This is a genomic window from Streptomyces sp. iso_384 (genome assembly GCF_056172905.1).
In genome coordinates this window covers 1,138,691-1,163,366 of record NZ_JBWBTT010000001.1, presented here as the reverse complement: position 1 = coordinate 1,163,366, position 24,676 = coordinate 1,138,691, and the positions used below count along the sequence as shown (strand labels likewise).

Annotated in this window: 13 protein-coding genes; 5 read left to right on the top strand and 8 right to left on the bottom strand. The window is 73.5% G+C overall.

Features of this window, described 5'->3' with window-relative positions:
- Positions 1-212 precede the first annotated feature (212 nt).
- The 3 genes from prfB to AC0VY3_RS05170 all read right to left on the bottom strand — a co-directional run bounded on the left by prfB (position 213) and on the right by AC0VY3_RS05170 (position 4,510).
- The gene (gene prfB, locus AC0VY3_RS05180; RefSeq protein WP_030075761.1) at positions 213-1,319 is read right to left on the bottom strand and encodes a peptide chain release factor 2; all 1,107 of its coding nucleotides are present in this window, start codon (positions 1,317-1,319) and stop codon (positions 213-215) included.
- An 82-nt stretch (positions 1,320-1,401) separates the two neighbouring features.
- Positions 1,402-2,649 carry a serine/threonine-protein kinase gene (locus AC0VY3_RS05175; protein ID WP_218526235.1) on the bottom strand — a complete coding sequence of 416 codons (1,248 nt, stop codon included), beginning with the start codon at positions 2,647-2,649 and terminating at the stop codon, positions 1,402-1,404.
- A gap of 163 nt (positions 2,650-2,812) precedes the next feature.
- Positions 2,813-4,510: a serine/threonine-protein kinase gene (locus tag AC0VY3_RS05170; RefSeq protein WP_475549056.1), complete on the bottom strand. Its 1,698-nt coding sequence runs from the start codon at positions 4,508-4,510 to the stop codon at positions 2,813-2,815.
- A gap of 477 nt (positions 4,511-4,987) precedes the next feature.
- Between AC0VY3_RS05170 and AC0VY3_RS05165 the strand changes: the two genes are divergently transcribed.
- The 5 genes from AC0VY3_RS05165 to AC0VY3_RS05145 all read left to right on the top strand — a co-directional run bounded on the left by AC0VY3_RS05165 (position 4,988) and on the right by AC0VY3_RS05145 (position 15,182).
- Positions 4,988-8,704: an FHA domain-containing protein gene (locus tag AC0VY3_RS05165; RefSeq protein ID WP_475549055.1), complete on the top strand. Its 3,717-nt coding sequence runs from the start codon at positions 4,988-4,990 to the stop codon at positions 8,702-8,704.
- 365 nt (positions 8,705-9,069) lie between these two features.
- Entirely contained in the window at positions 9,070-10,434 is a 1,365-nt protein-coding gene (locus AC0VY3_RS05160) for an ABC transporter substrate-binding protein (protein ID WP_475549054.1), read from the top strand.
- Between the two features lie 106 nt (positions 10,435-10,540).
- Positions 10,541-11,827, top strand: a complete 1,287-nt coding sequence (locus AC0VY3_RS05155) for a carbohydrate ABC transporter permease (protein ID WP_475551642.1) — start codon at positions 10,541-10,543, stop codon at positions 11,825-11,827.
- The gene (locus AC0VY3_RS05150) at positions 11,824-12,765 is read left to right on the top strand and encodes a carbohydrate ABC transporter permease (protein ID WP_103512590.1); all 942 of its coding nucleotides are present in this window, start codon (positions 11,824-11,826) and stop codon (positions 12,763-12,765) included. Before AC0VY3_RS05155 ends, AC0VY3_RS05150 begins: the two co-directional genes overlap by 4 nt.
- 185 nt (positions 12,766-12,950) lie before the next feature.
- On the top strand, positions 12,951-15,182 hold the full coding sequence (locus AC0VY3_RS05145; RefSeq protein ID WP_475549053.1) for a CDP-glycerol glycerophosphotransferase family protein: 2,232 nt from the start codon (positions 12,951-12,953) through the stop codon (positions 15,180-15,182).
- Positions 15,183-15,206: 24 nt separating this feature from the next.
- Here the strand turns inward: AC0VY3_RS05145 and AC0VY3_RS05140 are convergent, their stop codons facing one another.
- From AC0VY3_RS05140 to AC0VY3_RS05120, 5 genes are all read right to left on the bottom strand, one after another.
- Positions 15,207-16,349, bottom strand: coding sequence for a glycosyltransferase (locus AC0VY3_RS05140; protein WP_475549052.1), 1,143 nt, complete (start codon positions 16,347-16,349; stop codon positions 15,207-15,209).
- Positions 16,346-19,252 carry a CDP-glycerol glycerophosphotransferase family protein gene (locus AC0VY3_RS05135; protein ID WP_475549051.1) on the bottom strand — a complete coding sequence of 969 codons (2,907 nt, stop codon included), beginning with the start codon at positions 19,250-19,252 and terminating at the stop codon, positions 16,346-16,348. Before AC0VY3_RS05135 ends, AC0VY3_RS05140 begins: the two co-directional genes overlap by 4 nt.
- Positions 19,249-22,707: a bifunctional glycosyltransferase/CDP-glycerol:glycerophosphate glycerophosphotransferase gene (locus tag AC0VY3_RS05130; protein ID WP_475549050.1), complete on the bottom strand. Its 3,459-nt coding sequence runs from the start codon at positions 22,705-22,707 to the stop codon at positions 19,249-19,251. The genes AC0VY3_RS05135 and AC0VY3_RS05130 overlap by 4 nt, the downstream gene beginning before the upstream one ends.
- A gap of 242 nt (positions 22,708-22,949) precedes the next feature.
- Positions 22,950-23,852 (bottom strand): TylF/MycF/NovP-related O-methyltransferase, encoded by a 903-nt coding sequence (locus AC0VY3_RS05125; RefSeq protein ID WP_475549049.1) that lies wholly within the window; start codon positions 23,850-23,852, stop codon positions 22,950-22,952.
- An 11-nt stretch (positions 23,853-23,863) separates the two neighbouring features.
- On the bottom strand, positions 23,864-24,622 hold the full coding sequence (locus AC0VY3_RS05120; protein WP_475549048.1) for a methyltransferase domain-containing protein: 759 nt from the start codon (positions 24,620-24,622) through the stop codon (positions 23,864-23,866).
- Between the last annotated feature and the right edge of the window lie 54 nt (positions 24,623-24,676).

Genomic DNA, 24,676 nt, shown 5'->3' with positions numbered 1-24,676 from the left:
GGTTCACACCCGTCCCAGACATACGCATGCTGCTCTAGCACCCTGGCCAGAGTTAAGGATTACGTCAAGGCCGTTCCGTGCACTAGGCACCGATATGGGGGTTCTTGACGGCTATTCGGAAGCCCGACTGTGACGCATCGGGCACAGATCCTCCGCAACGCAGGCGGGCCCGGACAGTCACCTGTCCGGGCCCAACCTCCGTACCGCCGAGGCTACTTCTCGCGCTGCTTGCGCCAGCGGATGCCCGCTTCGACGAAGCCGTCGATCTCGCCGTTGAAGACCGCTTCGGGGTTGCCCATCTCGAACTCCGTACGCAGGTCCTTGACCATCTGGTACGGGTGCAGGACGTACGAACGCATCTGGTTGCCCCAGGAGTTGCCGCCGTCGCCCTTGAGCGCGTTCATCTTGGCCTGCTCCTCCTGGCGGCGGCGCTCGAGGAGCTTCGCCTGGAGGACGTTCATCGCAGACGCCTTGTTCTGGATCTGCGAGCGCTCGTTCTGGCAGGAGACGACGATGCCGGTGGGCAGGTGGGTCAGACGGACCGCGGAGTCCGTGGTGTTGACGCCCTGTCCGCCGGGGCCCGAGGAGCGGTACACGTCCACGCGCAGCTCGGACTCGTCGATCTCGATGTGGTCGGTCTGCTCGACGACCGGGAGCACCTCGACGCCCGCGAAGGACGTCTGGCGGCGGCCCTGGTTGTCGAAGGGCGAGATGCGGACCAGGCGGTGCGTGCCCTGCTCGACGGAGAGCGTGCCGTAGGCGTACGGGACCTGCACGGCGAAGGTGGTCGACTTGATGCCGGCCTCTTCGGCGTAGGCGGTCTCGTAGACCTCGGTCTTGTAGCTGTGCTGCTCGGCCCAGCGGAGATACATGCGCTGGAGCTTCTCCGCGAAGTCCGCGGCGTCGACGCCGCCGGCCTCGGCCCGGATGGTCACCAGGGCCTCGCGCGCGTCGTACTCGCCGGAGAGGAGCGTGCGGACCTCCATCTCGTCCAGCGCCTTCTTGACCGACTCCAGCTCGGACTCGGCCTCCGCCTGGGCGTCGGCGTCGCCCTCGTCCGCGGCGAGCTCGAAGAGGACTTCGAGGTCGTCGATGCGGCCGCGCAGGGTCTCGGCCTTGCGGACCTCGGCCTGGAGGTGCGAAAGCTTGCTGGTGATCTTCTGGGCCGCTTCCGGGTCGTCCCACAGGGACGGCGCCGCAGCCTGCTCCTCGAGCGCGGCGATGTCCGCCCTCAGCGCATCCAGGTCCAGGACGGCCTCGATCGACCCCATGGTCGAGGAGAGGGACTTCAGCTCTTCGGAAATATCGACGACTGCCACGGGTCCAGCGTAACGGCTGACCGGATGAAGCTTGCCCTCCCCCGGGAACCGGTCCGGAAACCCGCCCGGGGAAGGGGTGCGCTCAGGGGGTCGCCGGGGCCGAGTTCTCGCTGTCCTGGGGCGCCCCGTCCCCGTCTCCGCCGCCGGTGGCCAGCCAGCCGCCGACCGCGACGGCCGCGCAGAGGGCGAGGGCGGCGACACCGAGGGTGAGGCGGCGCTTGCGGACGGCGGCCGCCTTGTTGCGGGCGGAGCCGGGCCGGGGCCTGCCCGGGGCGCGGGGGGCGCGGGCCGTCCCGAGCGGGCCGCCCGCCAGCTCGTCCGGGGCCGGGACGCGCATGCTCGTATGGGTGTCCCGGTTGGAGTCGGGCGCGGAGCCGGGCACCAGCGGGACCGCGCCGCGGCGGCGGGGCTCCTCGGCGGCCGGGGTGTACTGCTGCTCGTCGTAGCCGGCGGGCTGCTGGTCGCTCTCCTCGGGACCCGGCTCGTCCACCTCCAGCGGGGGTATCCCCGCCAGCAGGGGCAGCAGGTCGCGCAGCCGTACGGCGAGCTCCGAGGCGCGCAGCCGGGATGCGGGGGCCTTGGCCAGACACTGGACGAGGAGCTGCCAGAGCTCCTCGGGGATGCCGGGGAGCGGGACGACGGTCTCGGTGACATGGCGGCGCAGGACCGCGCCGGGGTGGCCGCCGCCGAAGGGCGTGAATCCGGCGAGCAGCTCGTAGAGCACGGTCGCGAGCGCGTAGATGTCGACGGCGGCGCGCGGCGGGAGGCCCTCGACGATCTCGGGGGCCAGGTAGTCCGGCGTGCCGATGATCTTCGTGGCCTTGGTCCGGCGCGGGGTGTCGATCAGCTTGGCCACGCCGAAGTCGGTGAGCAGGGCGGGGTGGGCTCCGCCGGGGCCGAGCGGGCCCTCCATGTCGAGCAGGATGTTCTCCGGCTTGACGTCCCGGTGGACGATCTGGGCCTTGTGAGCGGCGGCCAGCCCGTCGGCGACGTCCGCGATGATCGCGACGGCTGCCTCGGGGGCGAGGCGGCGCTCGCGGTCCAGGCGGGTGCGCAGGTCGGTGCCGCGTACGAGCGTCATGACCAGGGCGAGGTCGTTGCCGTCCACGACGAGGTCCCGGACGGCGACCACGTGCGGGTGGTCGAGCCCGAGCAGGGCGGTGCGCTCCTGTACGAAGCGGCCCACGAGCTCCTGGTCGGACGCGAGGTCCTCACGGAGCAGCTTGATGGCGACGGGGCCTTCGGGCCCTTCGCCGAGCCATACCGTGCCGGCGCTGCCGCGCCCCAGGATCTGGTGGGCCGTGTACCGGCTGCCGATATTCCGTGCCAAGACTGCTCCCTCAGCGGCTGGCGGTGGACCCCCGGTCGACAAAGCTACGCCGCGTTCGGGGTGTCACGTGCCCTGGATGGCGCCGACCTTCACTTCTCCGGGCCAAATAGGCCCGGAGAAGTCGACAAAGGGACAGCGTTGCGTGGCCGGTCCTGGTTGCGGGTCAGGCCCCGCCCGAGCCTCCGGCGCTGTCGCCGAGCGCGGAGAACCAGTCGGTGACCTTGCCGATGGCGTCGCCGATCGCTTCCCAGTAGCCCTTGCCCTGGGCGACCCAGTCCTGGAGCGGGGTCAGCTCCCAGATGAGCCAGCCGGCGATGATCAGGAGCACCACGGTGAACAGGCAGCCCTTGAGGCAGCCGAGTCCGGGGATGCGCATCGGGTTGGCGCCGCGCTGCCTCGGCGGACGCGGTTCGCGCGGCGGACGCGCGGCCGGCTGCTGCGGCTGCGGGGGCGCGTACTGCTGCCGCTGGGGCTGCTGCGGCTGCTGGTAGCGCTGCGGCTGTTGCTGTTGCTGTTGCTGTTGCTGTTGCTGTTGCTGTTGCTGCTGCTGGCGCTGCGGCGGGTACTGCTGGTGCTGCGGCGGCGGCTGGCGGCGCTGGGGCGGCTGCTGCTGGTGCTGGGGCGACGGTGCCTGGCGCTGGGGGCGGCGGCGCAGCGGGTCCTGGCTCGGGTCGAGGTACTGGACCTGGGTCTGCTCGTTGCGGTCGCGGGCCGCCTGGAGCTGCGACTGCCAGGGGTGCGGGCCGTCCGGCTGCGGCGGCCCGTCGGGGCGCTGCGGCACGGGCGGCAGGACGGCGGTCGGGTCGGCGTGGCCGCCGGGTCCGCCCTGGCCGCCGGGTCCGGTCTGCGGGAGCACGCTGGTGGCGGCGGCCGGGTCGTAGGAGCCCGCGTTGCTCGGCAGCACCTGCGTGGGGTCGGCCGCGCCCGGGGTCTCCGGGACCGCGGCGGGCGCCGGGTCGGGGGCGAGCAGGGCGCCCACCCCGTCGGCGGCGGCGATCTGGGCGGAGTTCGCGTGGACGCCGATGCCCGCCGCGACCGTACGCAGACCGCGGGCGAGGTTCTCGGCGCTGGGCCGGCGCTCCGGGTCCTTGCTCAGGCAGCGCTCTATGACCGTCCACAGCGGGGCGGGCACGGTGGAGGGCCGGCGGGGCTCCTCGCTGAGGTGCCGGTGCAGGACCTCCAGGGCGGTGCCCCCGGCGAACGGCGGACGGCCGGTGACCAGCTCGTACAGCAGGATGCCCGCGCCGTAGATGTCGACGGCGGAGGTCTGCGGGCGGCCCTCGGCGGACTCCGGCGCCACATAGGCGGGCGTGCCGACGAACTCATGGGTCCGGGTCAGGCCCGGGGAGTCGGCGAGGCGCGCGATACCGAAGTCGGTGAGCATCGGGGTCATGCCGCCGTCGCGCTCGTCGAGCAGCACGTTGGCGGGCTTGAGGTCGCGGTGGACGACGCCGTCGGCGTGGCTGGCGGCGAGCGCGTCCGCGATCTGCGCGGTGAGCAACGACGCGGCGACCGGGGTGAGCGGACCGTTCTCGCGGAGGTAGCGGTGCAGGTCGGGACCGTCGATCAGGTCCATCACGAGGGCGAGGAGATCGCCCTCGACGACGAGGTCACGGGTGCGCACGATGTTCGGGTGCGTGAGCCGCAGCAGGACGGAGCGCTCCCGCAGGAACCGCATCACGACATCGGCGTCGTTGGCCAGCTCCTCCTTGAGGACCTTGATGGCCACGGTCTCGCCGGGCTGACCCGCGACGGCCGCCTCGGCGCCCGCGGTCTCCCGCTGGCGGGCTCGCCAGACGGTGCCCGTGGCGCCGCGCCCGAGCGGCTCCTCGAGCAGGTACTTGCTGCCTACCGGCCGCACGTCATGCGCTCCCTGCTGATCGTGGTGCTTGCGGTCCCCCGAGAGGGTGCCCGAATGTTCCGGCCCACTGTAGTGCCGCCGAACGGGGCATGTGGGGGCTCGCGTTTCGGGGGAAGACGCGCGGACGGGGCGGAAGGTTGCCGCACGGCCGCCCCCGGGGCGCACGAACGTTCGGATGCGCCTACGGGTTCCGGCCCGGCAGCGGGCAGGTAACTGCCAGGGAAGCCTTCCGAGCGGCAGGATCCGGACGCAAGCAGGCACTTTTGCGCCCACAGCCGACCATTCAAGATCATTTAAAGGTGACCGCCGGGCGTGTTGTCAGTGGCAGGTGCGAGGATGCCTCCAGCACGGATCTGCGGGCTCGGAGTCTCGCGGTGCGTGACGACCTGTACGGACGACGTGTCCGTGCCGGGTGGGGGGAATCACAGGGCGTTTCCCCTGCCGGGCACCCCCGCGCAGAAGGGACCGCTGACGGCGATGCAGATCCGGCTGACCGTCCTCGCGCCGCGCAGCGGCCAGACCCCGGCGCGCACCTGCGACGTGCTCGTCACCGCCCCCGCCGGGACGGCGCTGGCCGCCGTCGCCTCGCAGCTGGCCGCCGCCGTGTCGGGGCCCGAGAGCTCCCAGGGCGGCGGGGCGGTCGTGCTCTTCGCCGGCCGGGAGCGGCTGGACGGGCACCGCATCGCCCTGGGCGAGCCGCCCCTGGTGGACGGCGCGGTCCTCTCGCTCCAGGTGCCCGGCGACGACGAGGCGGCGGACGACGCCGTTCCGGCCCAGTTGCACGTGGTGGCGGGGCCGGACGCGGGCGGGGTCCATCTGCTGCACGGCGGGCAGATCCGGATCGGCCGCTCCGCCGACGCGGACGTCCCGCTCGACGACCCGGACGTCTCCCGGCTGCACTGCACGGTGACGGTCTCCGACGACGGCCGGGTCTCGGTCGCGGACCTCGGCTCGACGAACGGCACCTCGCTGGACGGCGTCGAGGTGCGCGAACGGCCGGTCCGTCTCGTCCCCGGCGCACTGCTGCGGCTCGGCGAATCCGCCCTCCGCCTCACCGCGGGCTCCCGTCCGGCGACCCTGCCGACCGCCCCGGACGGCGAGGGCCACCTGCGGGTGACCCGCGCCGAGACGGGGCTCTCCGCCCCGGGCCACGGCAACGGTGCGCCCTTCGCCGCGCACACCCCCGACCACGGCGGCCCGGGCCCCGGCCAGGGGTACGGCGCCTCGCCCCGGCCCCCCGGCCCCGGCGCGTCCGCACCGGCCTCCCCGTTCTCCGCCTCCGCGTCCGCCGCCCCTTCCGCTTCCTTCGCTTCCTCCGCCCCCGACGAGGGCTGGCCGGAGCGCGCCGAGGCCGGACACGGCGACCGCGGCCGCGACGAGGAGTTCACCGGCGCCCCGGCGCCCCGGCGCGGCATAGGGGCCTGGGCGAGGCGGCTCAAGGGCGGCGCGAAGGGTGAGCAGACAGCGGGCCCGGAGACCGGGGGCGGCCGGTCCAGGACCTCCGGCGGCCCGGACGTGCACGGCGGCCCCCGCACCCCGGACGACCCGGGCGCCGCGTCGGCGTACGGCTCCGGCACGCATGGATCCTCGGGGCCCTCCGGTGCGCACGGCTCCGGCACCTCCGGAACGTACGGCTCCCAGGGTTTCCCGGACGGGTCCGCCGACCCCTCCGGCGAAGCGGCGTCGGGCGCCGGGCACCTCGCCTCGCCCGTCTCCCCCGGTTCGCCCTTCTCCGCGCTGCCCTCCGCCCCCGAGGGCACCTGGCCCGACCCGGCCGCCGTGCTGCTGACCGCGCTCGGGCCCGGCCCCCGGCTGTGGGAGCGCCACCCGGAACACCCGGAGGCGCTGGTGGTGCGGCTCGGCACGACCGACCGGGCCGAGGTGCCCGCCGTGCCGGTGACCGTGGGGCTGCGGGAGGCCGGTTCGCTGGGGCTCGCCGGTCCGCGCGCCCGGCTGGCGGGGCTGGCCCGCGCGACGGTCGCACAGCTCGCCGCGCTGCACTCCCCGTTCGACCTGGAGATCGTCCTCATCAGCACGGACCGCGCCCGCCCGCTGGAGGAACGGCGGCGCGAGTGGTCCTGGCTGGGATGGCTGCCGCATCTGCGCCCGACGCACGGGCAGGACTGCCGGCTGCTCCTCGCGTACGACCGTGATCAGGCGGCCGCCCGTACGGCCGAGCTGGTGCGCCGCCTCGACGAGGGCCCGCTCGGTCCCGGCTGGCCGCATCTGGACCGGGCGGCGGTGGCCGAGGCCGCCCGCGCCCACAAGGGGCCGCACACGGTGGTCGTCCTGGACGGCGACCCCGGTACGGCGATGCTGCGCGAGACCACCGCACGGCTGGCCGGGGCGGGCGCGGCGGCCGGGATCCATCTGATCTGCCTGGCCGAGACCCCGGCCGCCTCCCCCACCTCCCCGGTGGCCGCGACGTACGAGGCCGCCTGCCGGGCCTCCATCGCCTTCCGCGAGTGCGGGGCGGTCGCGATGCTGAGCGGCGACGTCGCCACGGCGTTGCGGCTGCTGCGCACGGCGGGCGGGCAGGCGGCGGGGCACGGGACGGTGGCCGCGGTGGACGCGGTGTCGTCGGCCTGGGCCGAGCGGTTCGGGCGGGCGCTCGCGCCGCTGCGCGAGGAGGGCTCGGCCGCGCTGGCGGGCCGCCCGACGACCGCGGCGCTGCCGCCGTCCGCCCGGCTGCTGGACGAGCTGGGCCTGGCCCGTGCCACGCCGGCCTCGCTGATGGCCCGCTGGGCGTCCACGGCGGAGGCCCAGCCCGGTGCCTCGACGCCCAGGGCCTCGGCTGTCTCCGCGCCCCGCCAGGAGCTGGACAGCCCCAACTCCGGTCGCACCCTCAGCGCGGGCCCGCGCGTCGGCCCCCAGCGCACGGCGGCCTCCTCGGAGCGCGACTCCGGCCGCACCCCGTACCCGGCGGCGGGCACCCCCGACCCGGGCCGCACCCCGTATCCACCGCTGGACGCCCGCGACTCCGGCCGCACGCCCTACCCACCGCCGGACGCCCGCGACACCCGTGACTCCGAGCGCACGCCCTACCTCGGCGCCCAGCGCTCGGGGCCGGGCCGGGGCTCCGGGGCCGGTGAGCAGGGCGACGCGGTCGCGGACCGGCCCACCGTGCACTCCGGCCGGCCGGTCCTCGTGCTCGGGGCGGGCCCCCGGGGCCCTCTCAGCGTCGATCTCGCCGACGAGGGCCCGCATCTGCTGATCGAGGGGCCACCGGGCAGCGGCCGTACCGAACTGCTCCGGGCCGTCGCCGCCTCGCTCGCCTCCGCGGCCCGGCCCGACCGGCTCGGCATCCTGCTGGTCGACGGCGCCGGCGGCGAGCAGGGCGAGCGCGGCGAGGGCCTGCTTCCCTGTACGGAGCTGCCGCATGTCTTCACGCACCTCGTCGCGTGCGACCCGGTCCGGATGCGGGAGTTCGCGCAGGCCCTGGGCGGCGAGCTGAAGCGGCGCGCCGAGCTGCTCGGCGACCTGGACTTCGCCACCTGGCACGAGCGGTACGCCCAGCAGGAGGCTCAGCAGGAGGCCTCGCCCCGCGTCGTGGGCCAGCGGCCGCCGAGCGGCGCCGAGCGGCGGGGCGATCTGGACTCCCCGGCCAGCGGCACGCTGCGGCTGCGCCCCGCCGCCGCCCGGCCCGCGGACCCGGGCCCGTCCCCGCTGCCCCGGCTCGTCGTCCTCGCCGACGACTTCGACGCCCTGGTCGCCCCGGCACTCGGCAGCCCTGGCCGGCCCGCCGCCGGTTCGGTGGTGCGGGCGCTGGAGGCCGTGGCCCGGGACGGCGGACGGCTCGGGGTGCATCTGGTCGCCACCTCCGCGCGCCCCGACCGTACCGAGGACACCGAGCTGGCCCGCGGCGCCCGGCTGCGCATCGTGCTGGACGCCCCGGTGCTGCCGCCGTCCCCGGACGAACCGGCGCCCGGCCGGGGCCGGTTGGGGCATCCGGACGGCCGGGTGACGCCGTTCCAGGGGGGCCGGGTCACCGGCCGCATCCCGCGCACGGCGACGCTGCGCCCCACCGTGGTCCCGCTGGAGTGGGAGCGGATGGGCGATCCGCCGACCCGGCGCCCGGTCCGGGAGCTGGGCAACGGGCCGACCGACCTGGCGCTGCTCGCCAGTGCCCTGGAGCGCGCGGCCCGTTCGGTGAACGCCGAGCGGCTTCCCGCCCTGATCCCGTTCACGACCTGACACGGCCACCGGCGCAGGGCACCGGCACCGGCACACGCACAAGCACGCACACCGGCACCGGCACACGCACAAGCACCGGCACTGGCACCGGCGCGCACACAGGCCCGGTCACAGGCACGGGCACGATCCATCTCCGGCGCACGCGCACGGCCACCGCCCCGGCGTACGGCTGCCACTCCTCCCTGCCCCTGCCCTGGGCCGTGTCCGGCATTCCCTGACACGACGTCACGAGGCGATCACGATCACCATGTTGGGACCTACGGCGGTATTGCGGGGCCCGTGCGCCGGGCGTAGGACTGTGCGCACGGACGACGTAGTCCGGGCATGCGACGTGGCCGGGCGCGTACAGAAGAGACGGGGCAGGAATGCGCACAACCTTCTCGATACGCAGGGCCGCACTCGTGTTCGCGGCGGTCGGCGCTCTGGCGCTCACCGGCTGCGGAGGCGACGGCGACGGCAAGAAGAAGTCGGGTGACGGTTCCGGCAAGGGCACGGACAGCGCGTCCACGGTCGACCTGCCGAAGCTGGACGGGGAGAGCATCTCGGTCGCCGCGGTCTGGACCGGACCCGAGCAGGCCAACTTCACGAAGGTGCTGGACGAGTTCGAGAAGCGTACGGGGGCGGACGTCACGTTCGTCCCGGCGCAGGACCCGATCATCAACTTCCTGGGCACGAAGATCGCGGGCAAGCAGCCGCCGGACGTGGCGATGATCCCGCAGGTCGGCGCGATCCAGCAGGCGGCCGCGAAGAAGTGGGCCAAGCCGGTCGGCCCCGAGGCGCGGGCCCAGCTCGGCCAGAACTACGCCAAGGTCTGGCAGGACCTCGGCGCGGTGGACGGCACCCAGTACGGCGTGTACTTCAAGGCCGCCAACAAGTCGCTGATCTGGTACAACGCCGCCGCGTTCGACAACGCGGGGGCCACTGAGCCGAAGACCTGGAAGGACTTCCTGGCGACCGCGGAGACCATCTCCGCCTCCGGTGTCACCCCGGTCTCGGTGGGCGGCGCGGACGGCTGGACCCTGACCGACTGGTTCGAGAACGTCTATCTCTCGCAGGCGGGTCCGGAGAAGTACGACCAGCTGGCGAAGCACGAGATCCCGTGGACCGACCCGTCCGTGAAGGACGCGCTGACCACGCTGGCCGAGCTGTTCGGGAAGCCGGAGCTGATCGCGGGCGGCGCGGACGGGGCGCTCCAGACGGAGTTCCCGGCCTCGGTCACCCAGACCTTCACCGGGGGCGACCAGCCCAAGGGCGCGATGGTCTTCGAGGGCGACTTCGTCTCGGTCAACATCGCGCAGACCGAGGCGAAGATCGGTACGGACGCCAAGGTCTTCCCGTTCCCGGCGGTCGGCGCGGACTCCCCCGTGGTGACCGGCGGCGACGCGGCGGTGGCGCTGAAGGACACCAAGGGCGCGCAGGCGCTGCTGACCTGGCTGGCGTCGTCGGACGCGGCGAAGATCTGGGCCGAGGCGGGCGGGTTCATCTCCCCGAACAAGGGCCTGGACCTGAAGGCGTACCCGAACAACGTGCAGCGCACGATGGCCCAGGCGCTGATCGACGCCGGCGACGACGTCCGGTTCGACATGTCCGACCAGGCCCCGCAGTCGTTCGGCGGGACGCCCGGGAAGGGCGAGTGGAAGATCCTCCAGGACTTCCTGAAGAACCCGAAGGACATCGCGGGGACCCAGAAACAGCTGGAGTCCGAAGCGGTCAAGGCGTACAAGAGCTGACGCCGTGACGACAGCGACCGCGGGGGGCGCCGGTGCGGCGCCCCCCGCCGACGAGACGAGTCCGCGCCCGTCCCCGCCGCCGGATCCGAAGAAGCCCGGCCGGGGCGTGACCGGCACCCGCAAGCTCATCGCGGCGGCGTTCCTGCTGCCCGCGCTGGTGCTGCTGGGCGCGCTGGTCCTCTATCCGATCGGGTACTCGGTCTACCGGTCGTTCTTCGACCAGGCCGGTACGGGCTTCGCCGGGTTCGACAACTACACGGCGCTGTTCACCGACGCCACGATCCTCACGGCGGTGAAGAACAACGCGATCTGGGTGGTCTTCGCCCCGACGGTCGCCACCGCGCTCGGGCTGATCTTCGCGGTGCTGACCGAACGGATCCGCTGGGGCACCGCGTTCAAGCTGATCGTCTTCATGCCGATGGCGATCTCGATGCTGGCGGCGGGCATCATCTTCCGGCTGGTGTACGACCAGGCTCCGGAGCGCGGGGTCGCCAACGCGGTGGCGGTGAGCGTGCACGACACGTTCAACGAGTCCGCCGGCTTCCCGAAGGCCCGCCCGCTGCCCGTGCACCCGCTGGAGAAGGGTGACGGCGGGACGTTCGTGTCCAAGGAGCCGATCCGGGCGGGGCAGCCGCTGCGGGTGCCGCTGGTCGGCGTGGCTCCGGCGAAGATGCCGGGCGACGCGAGGCCCGCCGAGGGCGCCCCGGCGGCCTCCGGGGACCAGATCTCCGGCACGGCCTGGCTGGACTTCACCCGGGGCGGCGGCGGCAAGCCGAATGTCGTCGACCCGGAGGAGCTGGGCCTGAAGGGCCTGAAGGTCGAGGCGGTGCGGGACGGCAGGGTCGTCGCCACGGCCACGGCCGGGGCGAACGGCGTGTTCACCCTGCCCGCCTCGGCGGACGGGGCCCAACTGCGGCTGCCCGCCGACAACTTCCGCGAGCCGTACAACGGCGTCGACTGGCTCGGTCCGTCCCTGGTGACGCCCGGGATCATCGGCAGTTACGTGTGGATGTGGGCCGGGTTCGCGATGGTCCTGATCGCGGCGGGCCTGGCCGGTCTGCCGCGCGAGCTGCTGGAGGCGGCCCGGGTGGACGGGGCCAACGAATGGCAGGTGTTCCGCCGGATCACGGTGCCGATGCTGGCGCCGGTGCTGGCGGTGGTCCTGGTGACGCTGATGATCAACGTACTGAAGGTCTTCGACCTGGTGTTCATCATCGCGCCGGGCTCCTCGCAGGACGACGCGAACGTGCTGGCGCTCCAGCTCTACCGGTCCTCGTTCGGCACGGACGCGGACCTCGGCATCGGCAGCGCCATCGCGGTGCTTCTGCTGCTGCTGGTGATCCCGGTGATGCTGGTCAACATCCGCCGGATCCGGAAGGAGGGACGCCGATGAGCAGCGCACCGGAAGTGAACACCGCGCGCATCGGCCGCCAGAAGGCGGTCACCCGGCAGCCGGGCGCTCCCGAGGCGCCCAGGGCCAGGCAGTCCCTCGGCGCCCGGATCGCCGCCCGGGCCGGCGGCGGGGCGATGCGGGTCTTCCTGGTCCTGGTCGCCCTGTTCTGGCTGATGCCCACGATCGGCCTGCTGCTGTCCTCGCTGCGCGGTCCGCAGGACATCGCGGCGACCGGCTGGTGGAAGATCTTCACCGCCCCGTCCGAGCTGACCTTCGACAACTACCAGCGACTGCTGGACAATTCGACGATCACCGGATCGCTCGTCAGCACGATCATGATCACCGTGCCCTCCACGGTGCTGGTGGTGGTGATCGGCTCGCTCGCCGGATACGCCTTCGCGTGGATGGACTTCCCGGGCCGCGACTGGTGGTTCCTGCTGGTCGTCGGACTGCTGGTGGTTCCGGTGCAGGTCGCGCTGATCCCGGTCTCCGAACTCTTCGGCACCATCGGGATCTTCGAGACGACGCTCGGGGTGGTGCTGTTCCACACGGCGTTCGGCCTGCCGTTCGCGATCTTCCTGCTGCGGAACTTCTTCGCGGAGATTCCCCGTGAGCTGCTGGAGGCCGCCCGGCTCGACGGGGCGGGCGAGATCCGGCTGTTCACCCGGGTCGTGATGCCGCTGGGCGGTCCGGCGATCGCCTCGCTCGGCATCTTCCAGTTCCTGTGGGTGTGGAACGACATGCTGGTCGCACTGATCTTCGCGGACTCCGAGTCGCCGCCGATCACCGTGGCGCTCCAGCAGCAGGTACGCCAGTTCGGCAACAACATCGATGTGCTCGCGCCCGGCGCGTTCGTGTCGATGGTGATCCCGCTGGCGGTGTTCTTCGCCTTCCAGCGGCAGTTCGTCTCCGGCGTGATGGCGGGCGCGGTCAAGTAGCTACCGCGGCACGGCCGTACGGCTGCGTACCTGCACACACGTACGTCAACAAGGAGCGGCCCGGCTCCCCGGAACCGGGCCGCTTCGCCACGCACTTCCCCCGAATGCCACGTCCGGCGTAACCCTGTCATTCCATCCGACGTTTGCGGGCCACCTGGTTCCCGCGAACGACCCATGGATGTGTAGTGCCCCGGTTCACTGTCATCGTGCCCGCATTCCGGGTCCAGGCGTATCTGCACGCGTGTCTGGATTCCGTGCTGAGTCAGTCCTTCAAGGACTACGAGATCATCGTGGTCGACGACTGCTCCCCCGACGCCTGCGGTCCGATCGCCGACGAATACGCCCGCCGGGACCCCCGCGTCACCGCGCTGCACCTGCCCCGCAACATCGGCCTGGGCCCGGCCCGTAACGCCGGGATGGCCCGGGCGGGCGGCGACTACCTGGTCTTCCTCGACGGCGACGACACCCTGCTGCCGGACGCGCTCCAGACCATCGCCGACCGGATCGACGCGACCGGCGAGCCCGATGTCCTGATGTACGACTACGCCCGTACGTACTGGACGGGCCGCAGCGTCCGCAACGTCCTGGCCGCCCATCTCGACGAGGGCGGCCCGGCCCGTTTCCGGCTCACCGACCGCCCCGAGCTGCTGCAACTCCTCATGGTCGTCTGGAACAAGGCGTACCGCCGGGCGTTCGTCGAGGCCGAGGGGTTCGCCTTCCCGCCGGGCTACTACGAGGACACCCCCTGGACCTACCCGGTGCTGATGGCGGCCGATTCGATCGCGGTGCTGGACGCCGTCTGCGTCTCCTACCGGCAGCGGCGGCGCGGCAACATCCTCTCCACCACCAGCGAGAAGCACTTCGACGTCTTCGACCAGTACGACCGGGTCTTCGCGTTCATCGACTCCCGCCCCGAACTCTCCCTGTGGCGGCCGGTGATGTTCCGCCGGATGCTGGACCACTTCTCGGCGCTGTTCGCCTCCCGGGACCGGCTGCCGCCGCACAGCCGCACCGCGTTCTTCCGCCGGGCGACCGCGTCCTGCCGCCGCTATCACACCCCCGGCGCCCCGGTCCCGCGCCGGGCGCTCCTGCGGCACGGCCTGATGCATCTCGGCGCGCGCCGAACCTACCGGGCGCTGTCGGCGGCCCAGCGCCTCGGCGGCCGGCTGCGCAAGGCGGCGGACGCCGTGCGCCGGGCGGTGCGGGGCGCGGCGCTGCGCGCGCACTACCGGATCCAGCTGCGGCTGCCGCTGCGCTCCCGGGACGCGGTGTTCACCGCCCAGGGCGGCCGGGGGTACGGGGGCAGCCCGGCGGCGATCGAGGCGAAGGTCCGCGAGCTGGTCCCGGGGGTGCGGACAGCCTGGATCTGCCGGGCCGTCGACGCCCACACCGTGCCGACCGGCAGCCGGCACCTCACGCCCGGTACCTTCGCCCACTGGACGGCGCTGGCCCGTTCCGCGTATCTGGTGAACGACGCCTCCTTCGACCGGGGGCTGGTGAAGCGGCGCGGCCAGGTGCTGCTGCAGACGCACGAGGGCACGCCGCTGCGGTCCGTGGGCACCGATCTGCTGGACCGGCCCGCCGCCGCCCGGGGCACCGACTTCGAGCAGCTGCTGCGCTCGGTCGACACCTGGGACTTCTCCCTCTCGGCGAACCCGCACTCCACCCTCGTACGGGAGCGGGCCTATCCGTCCGCGTACACGACGCTGGAGTACGGCTCGCCGCGCAACGACGTGTACCACCGCACCGGCCCGGCCGAGGTGGCGCGGCTGCGCGAGACGCTCGGCATCCCGGCGGGCAGCACGGCCCTGCTGTACGCACCGACCCACCGCGACTACCGGCTGGTCCAGCGGCCCGCCCTGGATCTGGAGCGGCTGATCCGGGTACTGGGCCCGCAGTTCGTGATCCTGGCCCGTGCGCCCCGCCCGCCGGGGCCCGGCGGCGTCCGCCGTGCGCCGCATCCCCGGATCATCGATGTCACCGCGCACCGGTCGGTGGAGACGCTGGCACTCGCCTCGGACGCCCTGATCACGGACTACGCGTCGCTGATGTTCGACTACGTGAACCTGGACCGCCCGGTGGTGCTGCACCTGGACGACATCGAGGCGTACGAGGCGGCCCGGGGCACGTACTTCGACATCACGGCGTTCCCGCCCGGCATCGTGGCCCGGAGCCAGGACGAGCTGTTCGACATCTTCGCCACGGACCACTGGCGGGGCTCCCGCTCGGCGCAGCTGCGGGCCGCGTTCCGGGCCCGGTTCTGCCCGTACGACGACGGGTACGCCGCCGAGCGGGTGGTGCGGCGGGTGTTTCTCGGGGAGACGGACGGGCTGCCGCTGCCGGTGCCGTCCGCCGCGCGCCGGACGCCCGCCGCCCGGCCCGCGCAGGACGGGGCCGGGGCGACCGTCGCAGGCTGACCCCGGCCCGTCCCCCGGGTCCGCTCAGCGTTCCAGGAACGCGAACAGCTCCTCCCAGCGGCGCAGGGTCTCCGGCTCGGAGAACCGCTGGACGCCGGACCGGGCCCGCGCGCCCATGGAGTCGCGCAGCCGGGGGTTGCCGGTGAGCCGCCGCAGCCGGTCGGCGAGGGCGGCGACGTCCCCGGCCGGGGCCAGGAGCCCGTCCTCGCCCTCCCGGACGATCTCGCGCACCCCGGGCGCGCAGTCGAAGGCGGCGCAGGGCACGCCGCTGGCCATCGCCTCCAGGAGCGCGAGCGGGAAGCCCTCTCCCCGGGAGGACTGGACGAAGACGGAGGCCTCCGCGAGGGCCCGCTCGACGTCGTCGGTGCGGCCCATCCACTCCACGGACCCGTCGAGGCCGAGGGCGGTGCACTGGGCCTTCAGCGCGGCCTCGTCCTCGCCCGCCCCGTACACCCGCAGCCGCCAGTCCGGGCGGAAGGGCGCGACCAGGGCCCAGGTGTCCAGGAGCAGGTCGATGCCTTTCTGGTCGCTGAGCCGGCCGATGCTGGCGACGGTCCGCTCGGTGCGCGGGGAGGGCACGGCGGGGAGGCGGGAGAGGGCGTTGGGCAGGAAGCCGACGTTGTTCATGCCGTCCCCGGCCCACCGGTCGGCGTCCTCCTCGGTGAGGACGAGCCAGTGGTCGAGGTCCCTGTAGTGGTTCATGATCCAGCGGTAGCGGTGGCTCGCGCGGGAGTAGCCGTAGGACTCGTGGCTCATGCCGATGACCCGCAGCCCGGTGGTGTCGGCCTCCCCGACCCACTCCATCGCCCAGACCTGGGTGACGATGACGACCGCGCCGGGTCGGGCGGTCGCGAAGATCTCCGAGAGCCGGCCGACCGCCCGCTTCTTCGCGGCGACGCGGGCCGCCTCCTTGCGCCGGGCGGGGATCCGGAAGCGGTCGCGGATGCCGTGGGGCGTCCAGGGGGTCGGTGGGTGGGCGGGGTAGAGGGCGGTGACGGGGTGGGCGGGCGGTTCGGGCAGCACCATCGTGAGGTCGGAGGCGTGGATGCCGATGGCGTGCACCCGGTGCCCCTGGCCGGCCAGGAGGCGGGCGGTCTGGTGCATCCAGCCGGTGACGCCGCCGAGTTCGTCGGTGCTGTTGGAGACGATGAAGATGTCGCGGCTCATCGGCCGGCCCCCCGGTCGTGGTCGGTGGTGTGGCGGGAGCCCCGGCGGACTGCGGGGCCGAAGACGGCCGCGACGGTCCTCCGGGCCGCGTCGCCCAGGTCGTAGGACCCGAACCGCTCGGCGAATTCGCGGCGTTGATCGGCGTACCGGGTGTCGGACTTCTTGAGTTCCGCGAGGGCGGTGAACAGCTCGTCCTGGGTCGCGGTCACCGGCCCGGGGGCGTTCTCCCGCAGGTCGAAGTAGCTGCCGCGCTCGTCCGCGTAGGCGTCGAGGTCGGGGGCGAACAGCACGACGGGCCGGTCGAGCAGGACGAAGTCGAACATGATGGAGGAGTAGTCGGTGATCAACACATCGGTGAGGGCGAGGAGTTCACTCACGTCGTGGTGGCGTGAGACGTCGACGACGGTGCCGGGCGGGCAGACCGGCAGCCGAGCGGACTCCAGGTAGTGGGACCGCACCAGCAGGGTGTGGGTGTCACCGAACCGCGCCGCGAACTCCCGTACGTCCAGCAGGAGTCGGCTCCTTCGCTGCTTGCCGGGGCCGCCCCGGAACGTCGGCGCGTACAGCACGGTCTTCTTGTGATCGGCCAGGCCGAGCGCCTCGGCGAGCGGCGGGCGCGGCAGCCGTCCTTCGGTCTCGGACCGGTTCCGCTCGGCGATCAGGGCGTCGTTGCGCGGGTAGCCGGTGCGCAGGAGCCGTTCCCCGGGCAGCCGGTAGGCGCGGGCGAGGGTGTTCACGTCGTGCTCGGAGCGGACGAGGAAGTGGTCGAAGCGGTCCACGGCCCGCTGGAGCCGCTCGCGCTGCGGGGCGTTCTGGAGCCGTACGCGGCTCTCGTCGAAGCCCATCCGCTTGTACGCGGAGCCGTGCCAGGTCTGGAGGTACGTGGTGTGCCGGGGCTTGCGCAGATGCTGCGGGAAGCCCTGGTTGTCGACCCAGTACTCCGCGCGGGCCAGCGCCCACAGATAGCGCCAGGACCAGCGGCGTACGAGGCGGGCGTCGTCCGGGAAGCCGGCCGGGTCGGGGTCGTAGGACCAGGTGGCGTGCAGTTTCAGGCCCTGGCGGCGGATCTCCTCGTACAGGGCGCGCGGGCTGTCGCCGTAGCAGGTGCCCATGTGGCTCTCGAAGACGACGGAGCCCCGGCGTACGGGGAGCCGGGTGAGCCAGGTGTTGTAGGCGGGGGCCTTGAAACCGCGGGAGCGGTAGCGGTCCAGCCGCCTGCGCAGGCCGCGGACGAGGAGTTTCGCCTTGCGGGCGGGCCGGAAGCGGGTGGCGTAGCGGACCAGCCGGTGGGTGGTGCGGGCCGGGCGGCGGCGGGCGGTCAGCCGGAGCGCGAAGTGGTCCTTGAGCGTGATGTAGGGCTCCCAGGTGTCCCCGGCGAGCCGTCCGAGCCGGGGCCGGGCGGCGAACCGTACCGCCCCGGCCACCTGGTCCTGCGGCGCGAACAGATCGCTGACGGACCGGGGCCCGTCGGCGCCTCCGGCGGTCACGGTCAGCCGCGCGTCCCATGCCGTGTCGCGGACGCCGACGGGGCGCAGGCGGCGCGAGACGTCGGCCCGCGCGCGCCAGATGATCCCGTTGCCGTCGTGCCGGACCTCCTCGACCGGGAACGCGACGGCGCGCACCCCGCCCCGGGCCCGGAACTCCAGGGTGGCGGTGAGGGGGGTGCCGGGGGTGGGCCCGCTGTGGCCGGGCAGCACGAGGCGCCCTTCGAGCAGCAGGCGGCCGTCCTCGGCGGTGGAGCAGCGGGTGAGCCGGTTCATCAGCCGGAGTTCGCCGAACGGGCGTTGCTGGTAGCCGAGTTCGGTGATGTCGAGAGGCGGGCCCGCGATGTCACGGCCGCCGCCCTCGCCGCCGCTACTGCCGTTGCCGCCCCAGGTCACCCGCCCGTCGGCGTCCGTCGTCAGCGGCGCGCACACGGTGGCGGGCCGGCTCAGCGCGTACGCCGCCGCGAGGGCCCCTTCCGCGTCGCCCCGGGCCAGCAGGGTCACGGCGACCCGCTCCAGCGGCGGCAGATCCGGCGGTACGGGCCTGGTCAGCGTGCGGGCGGCCGCCGCGGCGACCCGGGCGCGGCGGGCGGCGGGCAGCCCGGGGAAGGAGCGGACCAGCGGCACCAGATGATCCCGGGCGAACGCCCTCTCCCGCTCCTCGCGCAGTTCGGGCAGCCCGCGCGCGAGGAGGGTGTTGGCGACCCGGCGGTGGGCCTCGACCAGGGCGGTGAGGTCGCGGGCCCGGTCGGGGACGGCCCGGCCGGTCACGATCAGCCGCCGGACCAGGGCGATCCGGCCGACCGCTGCGGCGGCGAGCGGGCCGAACAGGATCTCGCCGTGCGCCAGGTCCTCCTCGTACCGCAGACCGTGCCGCCGGGCGGCCTCGCGGCGCAGACAGAATCCGGTCACCAGGGCGTCCCTGACGACGAGTTCGGGGGCCTCGGTGAAGCGGGCGAGGGTACGGGAGCGGGCGAACAGCTCGCCCTGCCAGGACGGTTCGCGCTCCTTGCCTCCCTCGTCGGCGGCCCGGCTCCAGCGGCCGGCGATCAGGTCGGCGCGGCTGGTCTCGCCCGCCTGCCAGAGGTTGCGGCAGGCGTGGAGCTGGAGGCGTTCGCCGGTGGTGAGGACCAGGACGTACCGGCCGTTCGCCGCGTCCAGGCCCGCGTTGCGCAGGGCGCCGGTGGTGCGGACGGCCGGGTCGGCGTGGACGAGGAGGATCCGCCCGGGGGCCCGCTCGGCGAGGATCCGGGCGACGGTGCGGACGGCCGGGTCGGCGGCGGCGGCGAGGACCACGACGGCCTCGGCCCCGCGCAGCGACTGACCGAGCACGGACTCCACCGAGGCACGCAGGGCGTCGGCCCCGCCCGGTCCGTCGTTGTCCCCGCCGCCGGTGATCACACAGCTGAAGTCGCTCATGCCTGCTCCCCCTTGAGCATCCGGTCGACGACCCCGGCGGCGGCGCTCCCGTCGTCGAGGTCGCAGAACGCCTCCCGGAACCGCGCGTAGGCCTCCCGGTGCCCGGCGGTGGCGGCCTCCGGGTCGCGCAGGGCGGCCACGATTCCGGCGGAGTCGGGGATCAGGGGGCCGGGGGCGCGGTGCTCGAAGTCGAAGCAGAAGCCGCGCAGGGTGTCGCGGTAGTGGGCCAGGTCGTGGGTGTGGAAGAGCATCGGGCGGCCGGTCTGCGCGAAGTCGAACATGATCGAGGAGTAGTCGGTGACCAACACGTCGCTGATCAGCAGCAGTTCGGAGACGTCCGGGTGGCGCGAGACGTCGCGTACGAAGGCGGTGTCCGGGACGCTGCCGCCGACGAGGTAGTGGCGGCGGACCAGCAGCACCCGGTCCTCGCCGAGGGCCTGCTGCGCCTGTTCCAGGTCGAGCCGGAGATCGAGCCCGTAGCGTCCGCCCTGCCGGGGCTGGTCGTCGCGCCAGGTGGGGGCGTACAGGATCACGCGCCGCCCCTCGGGGATCGCGAGCTGTTCCCGTACGGCGGCGGCGACCTTGTCCCGGTCGGGGGCGTACAGCAGATCGTTGCGCGGGTAGCCGCACTCCAGGACCTCGCCGGAGTAGCCGAACGCGCGGCGCAGGACGGGGGTGGAGAAGCTGTTCGGGGAGACGAGCACGCTCCACTGGGCGGACCGGTGCTCCATGGACGCCATGTACGCGGCGTCGGCGTGCGGGGTGCCCGCGAGGTCGCGGCCGATGCGCTTGAGCGGGGTGCCGTGCCAGGTCTGGACGACGCACTGGCCGTCGGCCCGCTCGAACCACTCGGGGAGATGGGTGTTGGTGACGATCCACCGGCTGCGGGCCAGCGCCTGGTACCACTCGGCGCTGTGCAGGGCGACGGGCCGCACCCCGTCGGGCACGGCCGCCTGCTGGTCGCGGACGACCCACAGGTGCTCGATGTCCGGTTCCCTGGCGGCGAGTTCGCGGTGGATGGCGCGGGGCGAGTCGGAGAACTGGCGGCCGTCGTAGCTGGAATAGAGGACGGTGGGGCGCGTCGCTGCCGGGGCGACGGTGCGGACCACGGCGTACCGCTCGCGCCGGACGCGCTGCCCGTACGGCCCCCGGTCGACGGCCGGGAGCGCGCTGCCGGACTCCAGGACGAGCCGGTCGTGGTGGCGGCGCTGGAGGGTGAAGTCCCGGCCGCCTTCGTGCCGTTGCCGGGGCAGGGTGCTGTGCAGGGGGGTGACCGCCCGGAGCGGCCGGTACGCCTCCGGGTCCCGCTCCCCCGGTGCGCGCAGGAAGAGGTACCAGCGCCCCTCGGCGAGCGGCAGCGCTCCGCCGGGCCCTTCGACGGCTGCGGGTGCGATGACGGCCCGGAAGCCGTCGCCCCCGGCCCGCTCCATGTCGACGACGGCTTCCTCCTGGTGGCCGCCGTGGCGCAGGACGAGTTCCCGTGCGGTGCCCGTGGGCTCGGGGAAGGTTCCTTCGAGCACCAGCTCGCCCGATTCCTCCCAGGCGGCGGAGGTGACGACGGGCTGGACGGCCCGGTCGGTGAGGACGAGGTCGCCGGAGGGGTTGGGGGCCGCGTACAGCTCACGGCCGCCGGGCAGTGGGTAGCGCCCGTCCTGGCCGTCGGGGCGCGCGGCGACGGTCAACGGCTCGCCCTCGCCGATGAGTTGCACGCCCCAGATGTCGTTCTCCCCCCGGAACACGCTGAGCGGGATGTCCGCCGCCCGGGAGCCGGGCGAGCCGCGCAGGGCGAACTCCCGGGTCTCCTTGGTCCGCCACTCGGTGAGCCGCAGCGCGACGGGCCCGGCGTCGCGGAGGACCTTCACCTCCAGGCGCACGGTGTCCTCGACCGCCGACTGCCCGGTCAGGACGGCGGCGACGCGTTCGGTGCGCAGCTCCAGCTTGTTGCCGGACAGGACGGGGACGATCCGGGTGCGCTCGTCGGTGTACGTCACGGCGGGCGGGGCCGGGGTGCCGACGAGCCGCATCGGACCCCGGCGCGGCCGGCCCGCGCCGACGACGACGGCCTCCGGCTTCCAGGTCGTACGGTCGCCCTTGGTGGTGAGCCTGCGCGGGTCGACGACGGCCTCGAACCCGGCGCGGTCGTACCGGTGCAGGGAACGGCCGGACCGGGCGGTGGCCTCGTCGCCGCCGACGGGCCGCAGCCGCAACGGGATCAGCCGCTTCCCGGATCGCAGCCAGCCGAGCCGCGGGGTCCCGCCCGGGGCGTTGCGCACATAGGCGTACCCGGTCAGACGCAGCAGCCCGTCCCGCCAGACGGCCTCGGTGAGGTGGGCGTGGACGGGCAGGTCGGCGGCGGTCAGGGCGGTGGTGGCGGGCGGCAGCGGGTCGCGGACGGCGGGGTGGTGGGCGCGCGGGCGGAGCAGTCCGCGCACGTGGAAGGTGTCCCGGTCCTTCTTCTCGTCGGCGAGGAGGGCGAGGAGTTCGGGCAGCCGGCGTTCGCGGATGAGCTGCCACTTGACCCGGAGATGCAGGGGCAGTTCGGCGAGGACGCCGGGTTCGACGGCGGCGGCGAAGGCCCCGGCGTGCTCCAGGAAGGCTTCGTGGAACTCCGCGTCGCCGTCCGGCAGGGCCTCGATGAACAGCCACAGGTCGCCGGAGAGCGCGTGGGCGTCGTAGCGGCGCTTGGCCTCGGCGGCGCCGGCCGCTGCCCCGGTGGTCTCCGCCCGGTCGGCGAGGAAGCGGCTGACGGTGGTGACGGCGGTGACCCGGTCGCGGATGCCCCGGGGCACGGCCCGCCGGGTGGTGATCGAGCCGTCGCGGTCGCGCCAGTGGTAGACGGGTTCTTCGACGACGTCGACCGAACTCGCCAGGAAGTGGGCGGGCAGGACGACGGCGATGTCCTCGTACAGCACACCCGTCGGGAAGGCGAAGGCGTGCTCGTCCCAGAAGGTGCGACGGAAGACCTTGTTGCAGGCGATGCGGTCGCCGAGCAGGATCCAGTCCCGTGTGACATGGGTGGCCGGGCGAGCCTTCTCCATCGGCTTGCGGAACATCGGGGACTGTTCGAGCTCGCCGCCCGCGCGCAGCCGGAGCACGTTGCCGGTGGCGAAGTCGGAGCCGGAGCGGTCGAGTTCGGCGAGCATCCGGGCGTACGCACCGGGCGGCACGACGTCGTCGCTGTCGACGAACGTCAGGAACTCCGCCTCGGGGTGGGCCTCGCGGATCCCGGCGTTGCGGGCCGCGCCGAGCCCGGCGTTCTCCTGCCGGAGCAGCCGGAAGCGCGGGTCGCGGTCCACGAACTCCTGCGCGACGACCGGGCCGTTGTCCGTGGATCCGTCGTCGACGAGGACGATCTCCAGGTCCGGCATGGTCTGTTCGGCGAGCGAGGAAAGGCAGGCACCGAGGTACTCCTCGACGTTGTAGAGGGGGACGACGACGGTGAGACGGGGTGCCATCGCGGCGCACGATCCTTCCGGGGACTGGGGCTTCGGGGGCGTGGAGAGGCCCGCCGGGGGCCATGGGGTACAACCCGCGCCGGGGGGACGGGTCACCCGAGGGGGTCCGTTCGGGTGACGCGGAGGGCGGAGTCGGGGTGCCCTGGGGCGTGCCGCGAGCGCGTTCGAGCCCCGTACCGGAAAGGGCACGGGGCTCGGTGCTCCGGCACCGCCCCGAAGGGCGCGGGCCTCGGGGCGGAGCGTCAGGGTTTGACGGCGATGCGGCCCTCGTCCATCCGCAGCAGGAGGAGCTGCTCACCGGTCTTGTCGAGGAACTCGTCGACCGCCTGCCGCGAACCCTGCCAGTAGCCGTAGTCGTCGATCAGCAGGACTCCGCCGCTGACCAACCGGGAGTACAGATGCTCCAGTTCGCGCTTCGTGGAGGCGTACCAGTCGGTGTCCAGGCGCAGGATGGAGATCTGCTCGGGGGCCTGCGCGGGGACGGTGTCCTCGACCCGGCCCTGCACGTAGTGGACGCGCTCCTTCGGGTACGGGATGTTCTCGAAGCCCGCCTTGACGTCCTCCAGCGAGGCGACCGCCCAGATCGGCCGGTCCTTGCCCTGGGCGTCCAGCAGTTCCCGGGCCGGCCGGCCGTCGCGCCGCAGGTCCTCGGCGGTGGGCGGGGTCATGCCCTCGTACGTGTCGAAGAGGTACAGATCGCGCTCGGTCTCCCCGACGGAGAGCAGGGTCCGGGCGCAGGCCTGCATGGAACCGCCACGCCAGACGCCGCACTCGACGATGTCACCGGGGATGTCGTGCCGGGCGATGTGCCGGGTGGCGAGGATGAAGGCGTTGAGCCGCTCCGGCGAGGTCATCGAGTACGGCTTGACCGCACGGATGATGTCCTTGGCCTCGTCGTCGTAGTCCTCCGGGAGCGCCGGGGCGGGCTTCCTCGCCTTGGGCTTCGCTGCCGCCGGGGACACATGGGCGGGGGCGGGGGCGATGGCCGGAGCGGCGGCCGACGCCGCTGCGGGACCGGCGGGGGCGGTGCGGGCGGCGGGCACCGTGACGCGCCTGAGCTGATATCCGGTGAGCTGCTGAAGGACGCCGTTGACGGCGTTGCGCCAAGCCATGCCCCGGGACAGTACGCGCGATTTGTGGCTCATGTCACCTTTCGTCAACCTGCCATTGATCGGGGCGGGTCCTGTTCGACCGAGGCGGCCGGCGCGGGCACGGCCCTCGGGCGTCCGCACTCCGCGCGGCCGTCGAGCGGCGCGGGCAGCGGGACGGAGTCGACGCCGCCGACCCGGTTCGCCCACCAGACGGCCAACTCCCGTACGGCGAACATGGTCAGGCGCGGATAGCGCTGCGGCTTGCGGAAGACGCCGACGGAGTCGCCCCAGTAGGCGGCCTTCCTGTCGATGGCACGGTAGTCGTGCCAGATGCCCTTCTGCGGCGGGAAGTCGGTGTAGGCCTCGCGCAGTTCGAGCCGGGAGTGCGCGGCGAGCGCCCGGAAACCGTCGGGGTAGTAGCGCCAGCAGTCCTGCGCGTCGTGGACATGGCCGCGCGAGGGGGCGGTGACGAAGGCGTGCCCGCCCGGCTTCAGGATCCTGGCGATCTCCAGCATGGAGGCCCAGAAGAACGGGATGTGCTCGAACGCCTGCCCGGACAGCACGACATCGGCGCTGTTGGAGCGGGCGGGGATGCGGTACGGCTTCTTCATCACGGCGTCCACGTTGGGCCCGTCCTGCACATCGACGCCGAAGTAGTCGACGGGATGTCCGGCGAGGAGCGCCCGGTGGGTGCGGGTCTGCTTGCCGGAGATACGCGACCCGAGGTCGACGACCCGGTACGCGCCGTTGCCGGAGGCAGGCCCTTCGACGGGCAGGTACTCCTTGACGCAGAGTTCCATCTGCTCGTAGGCGGACCGGTGCATGGACGTCTCCCAACATGGCGGAGTGAGCGAACTGTTGGGCACAACGACCGCGCG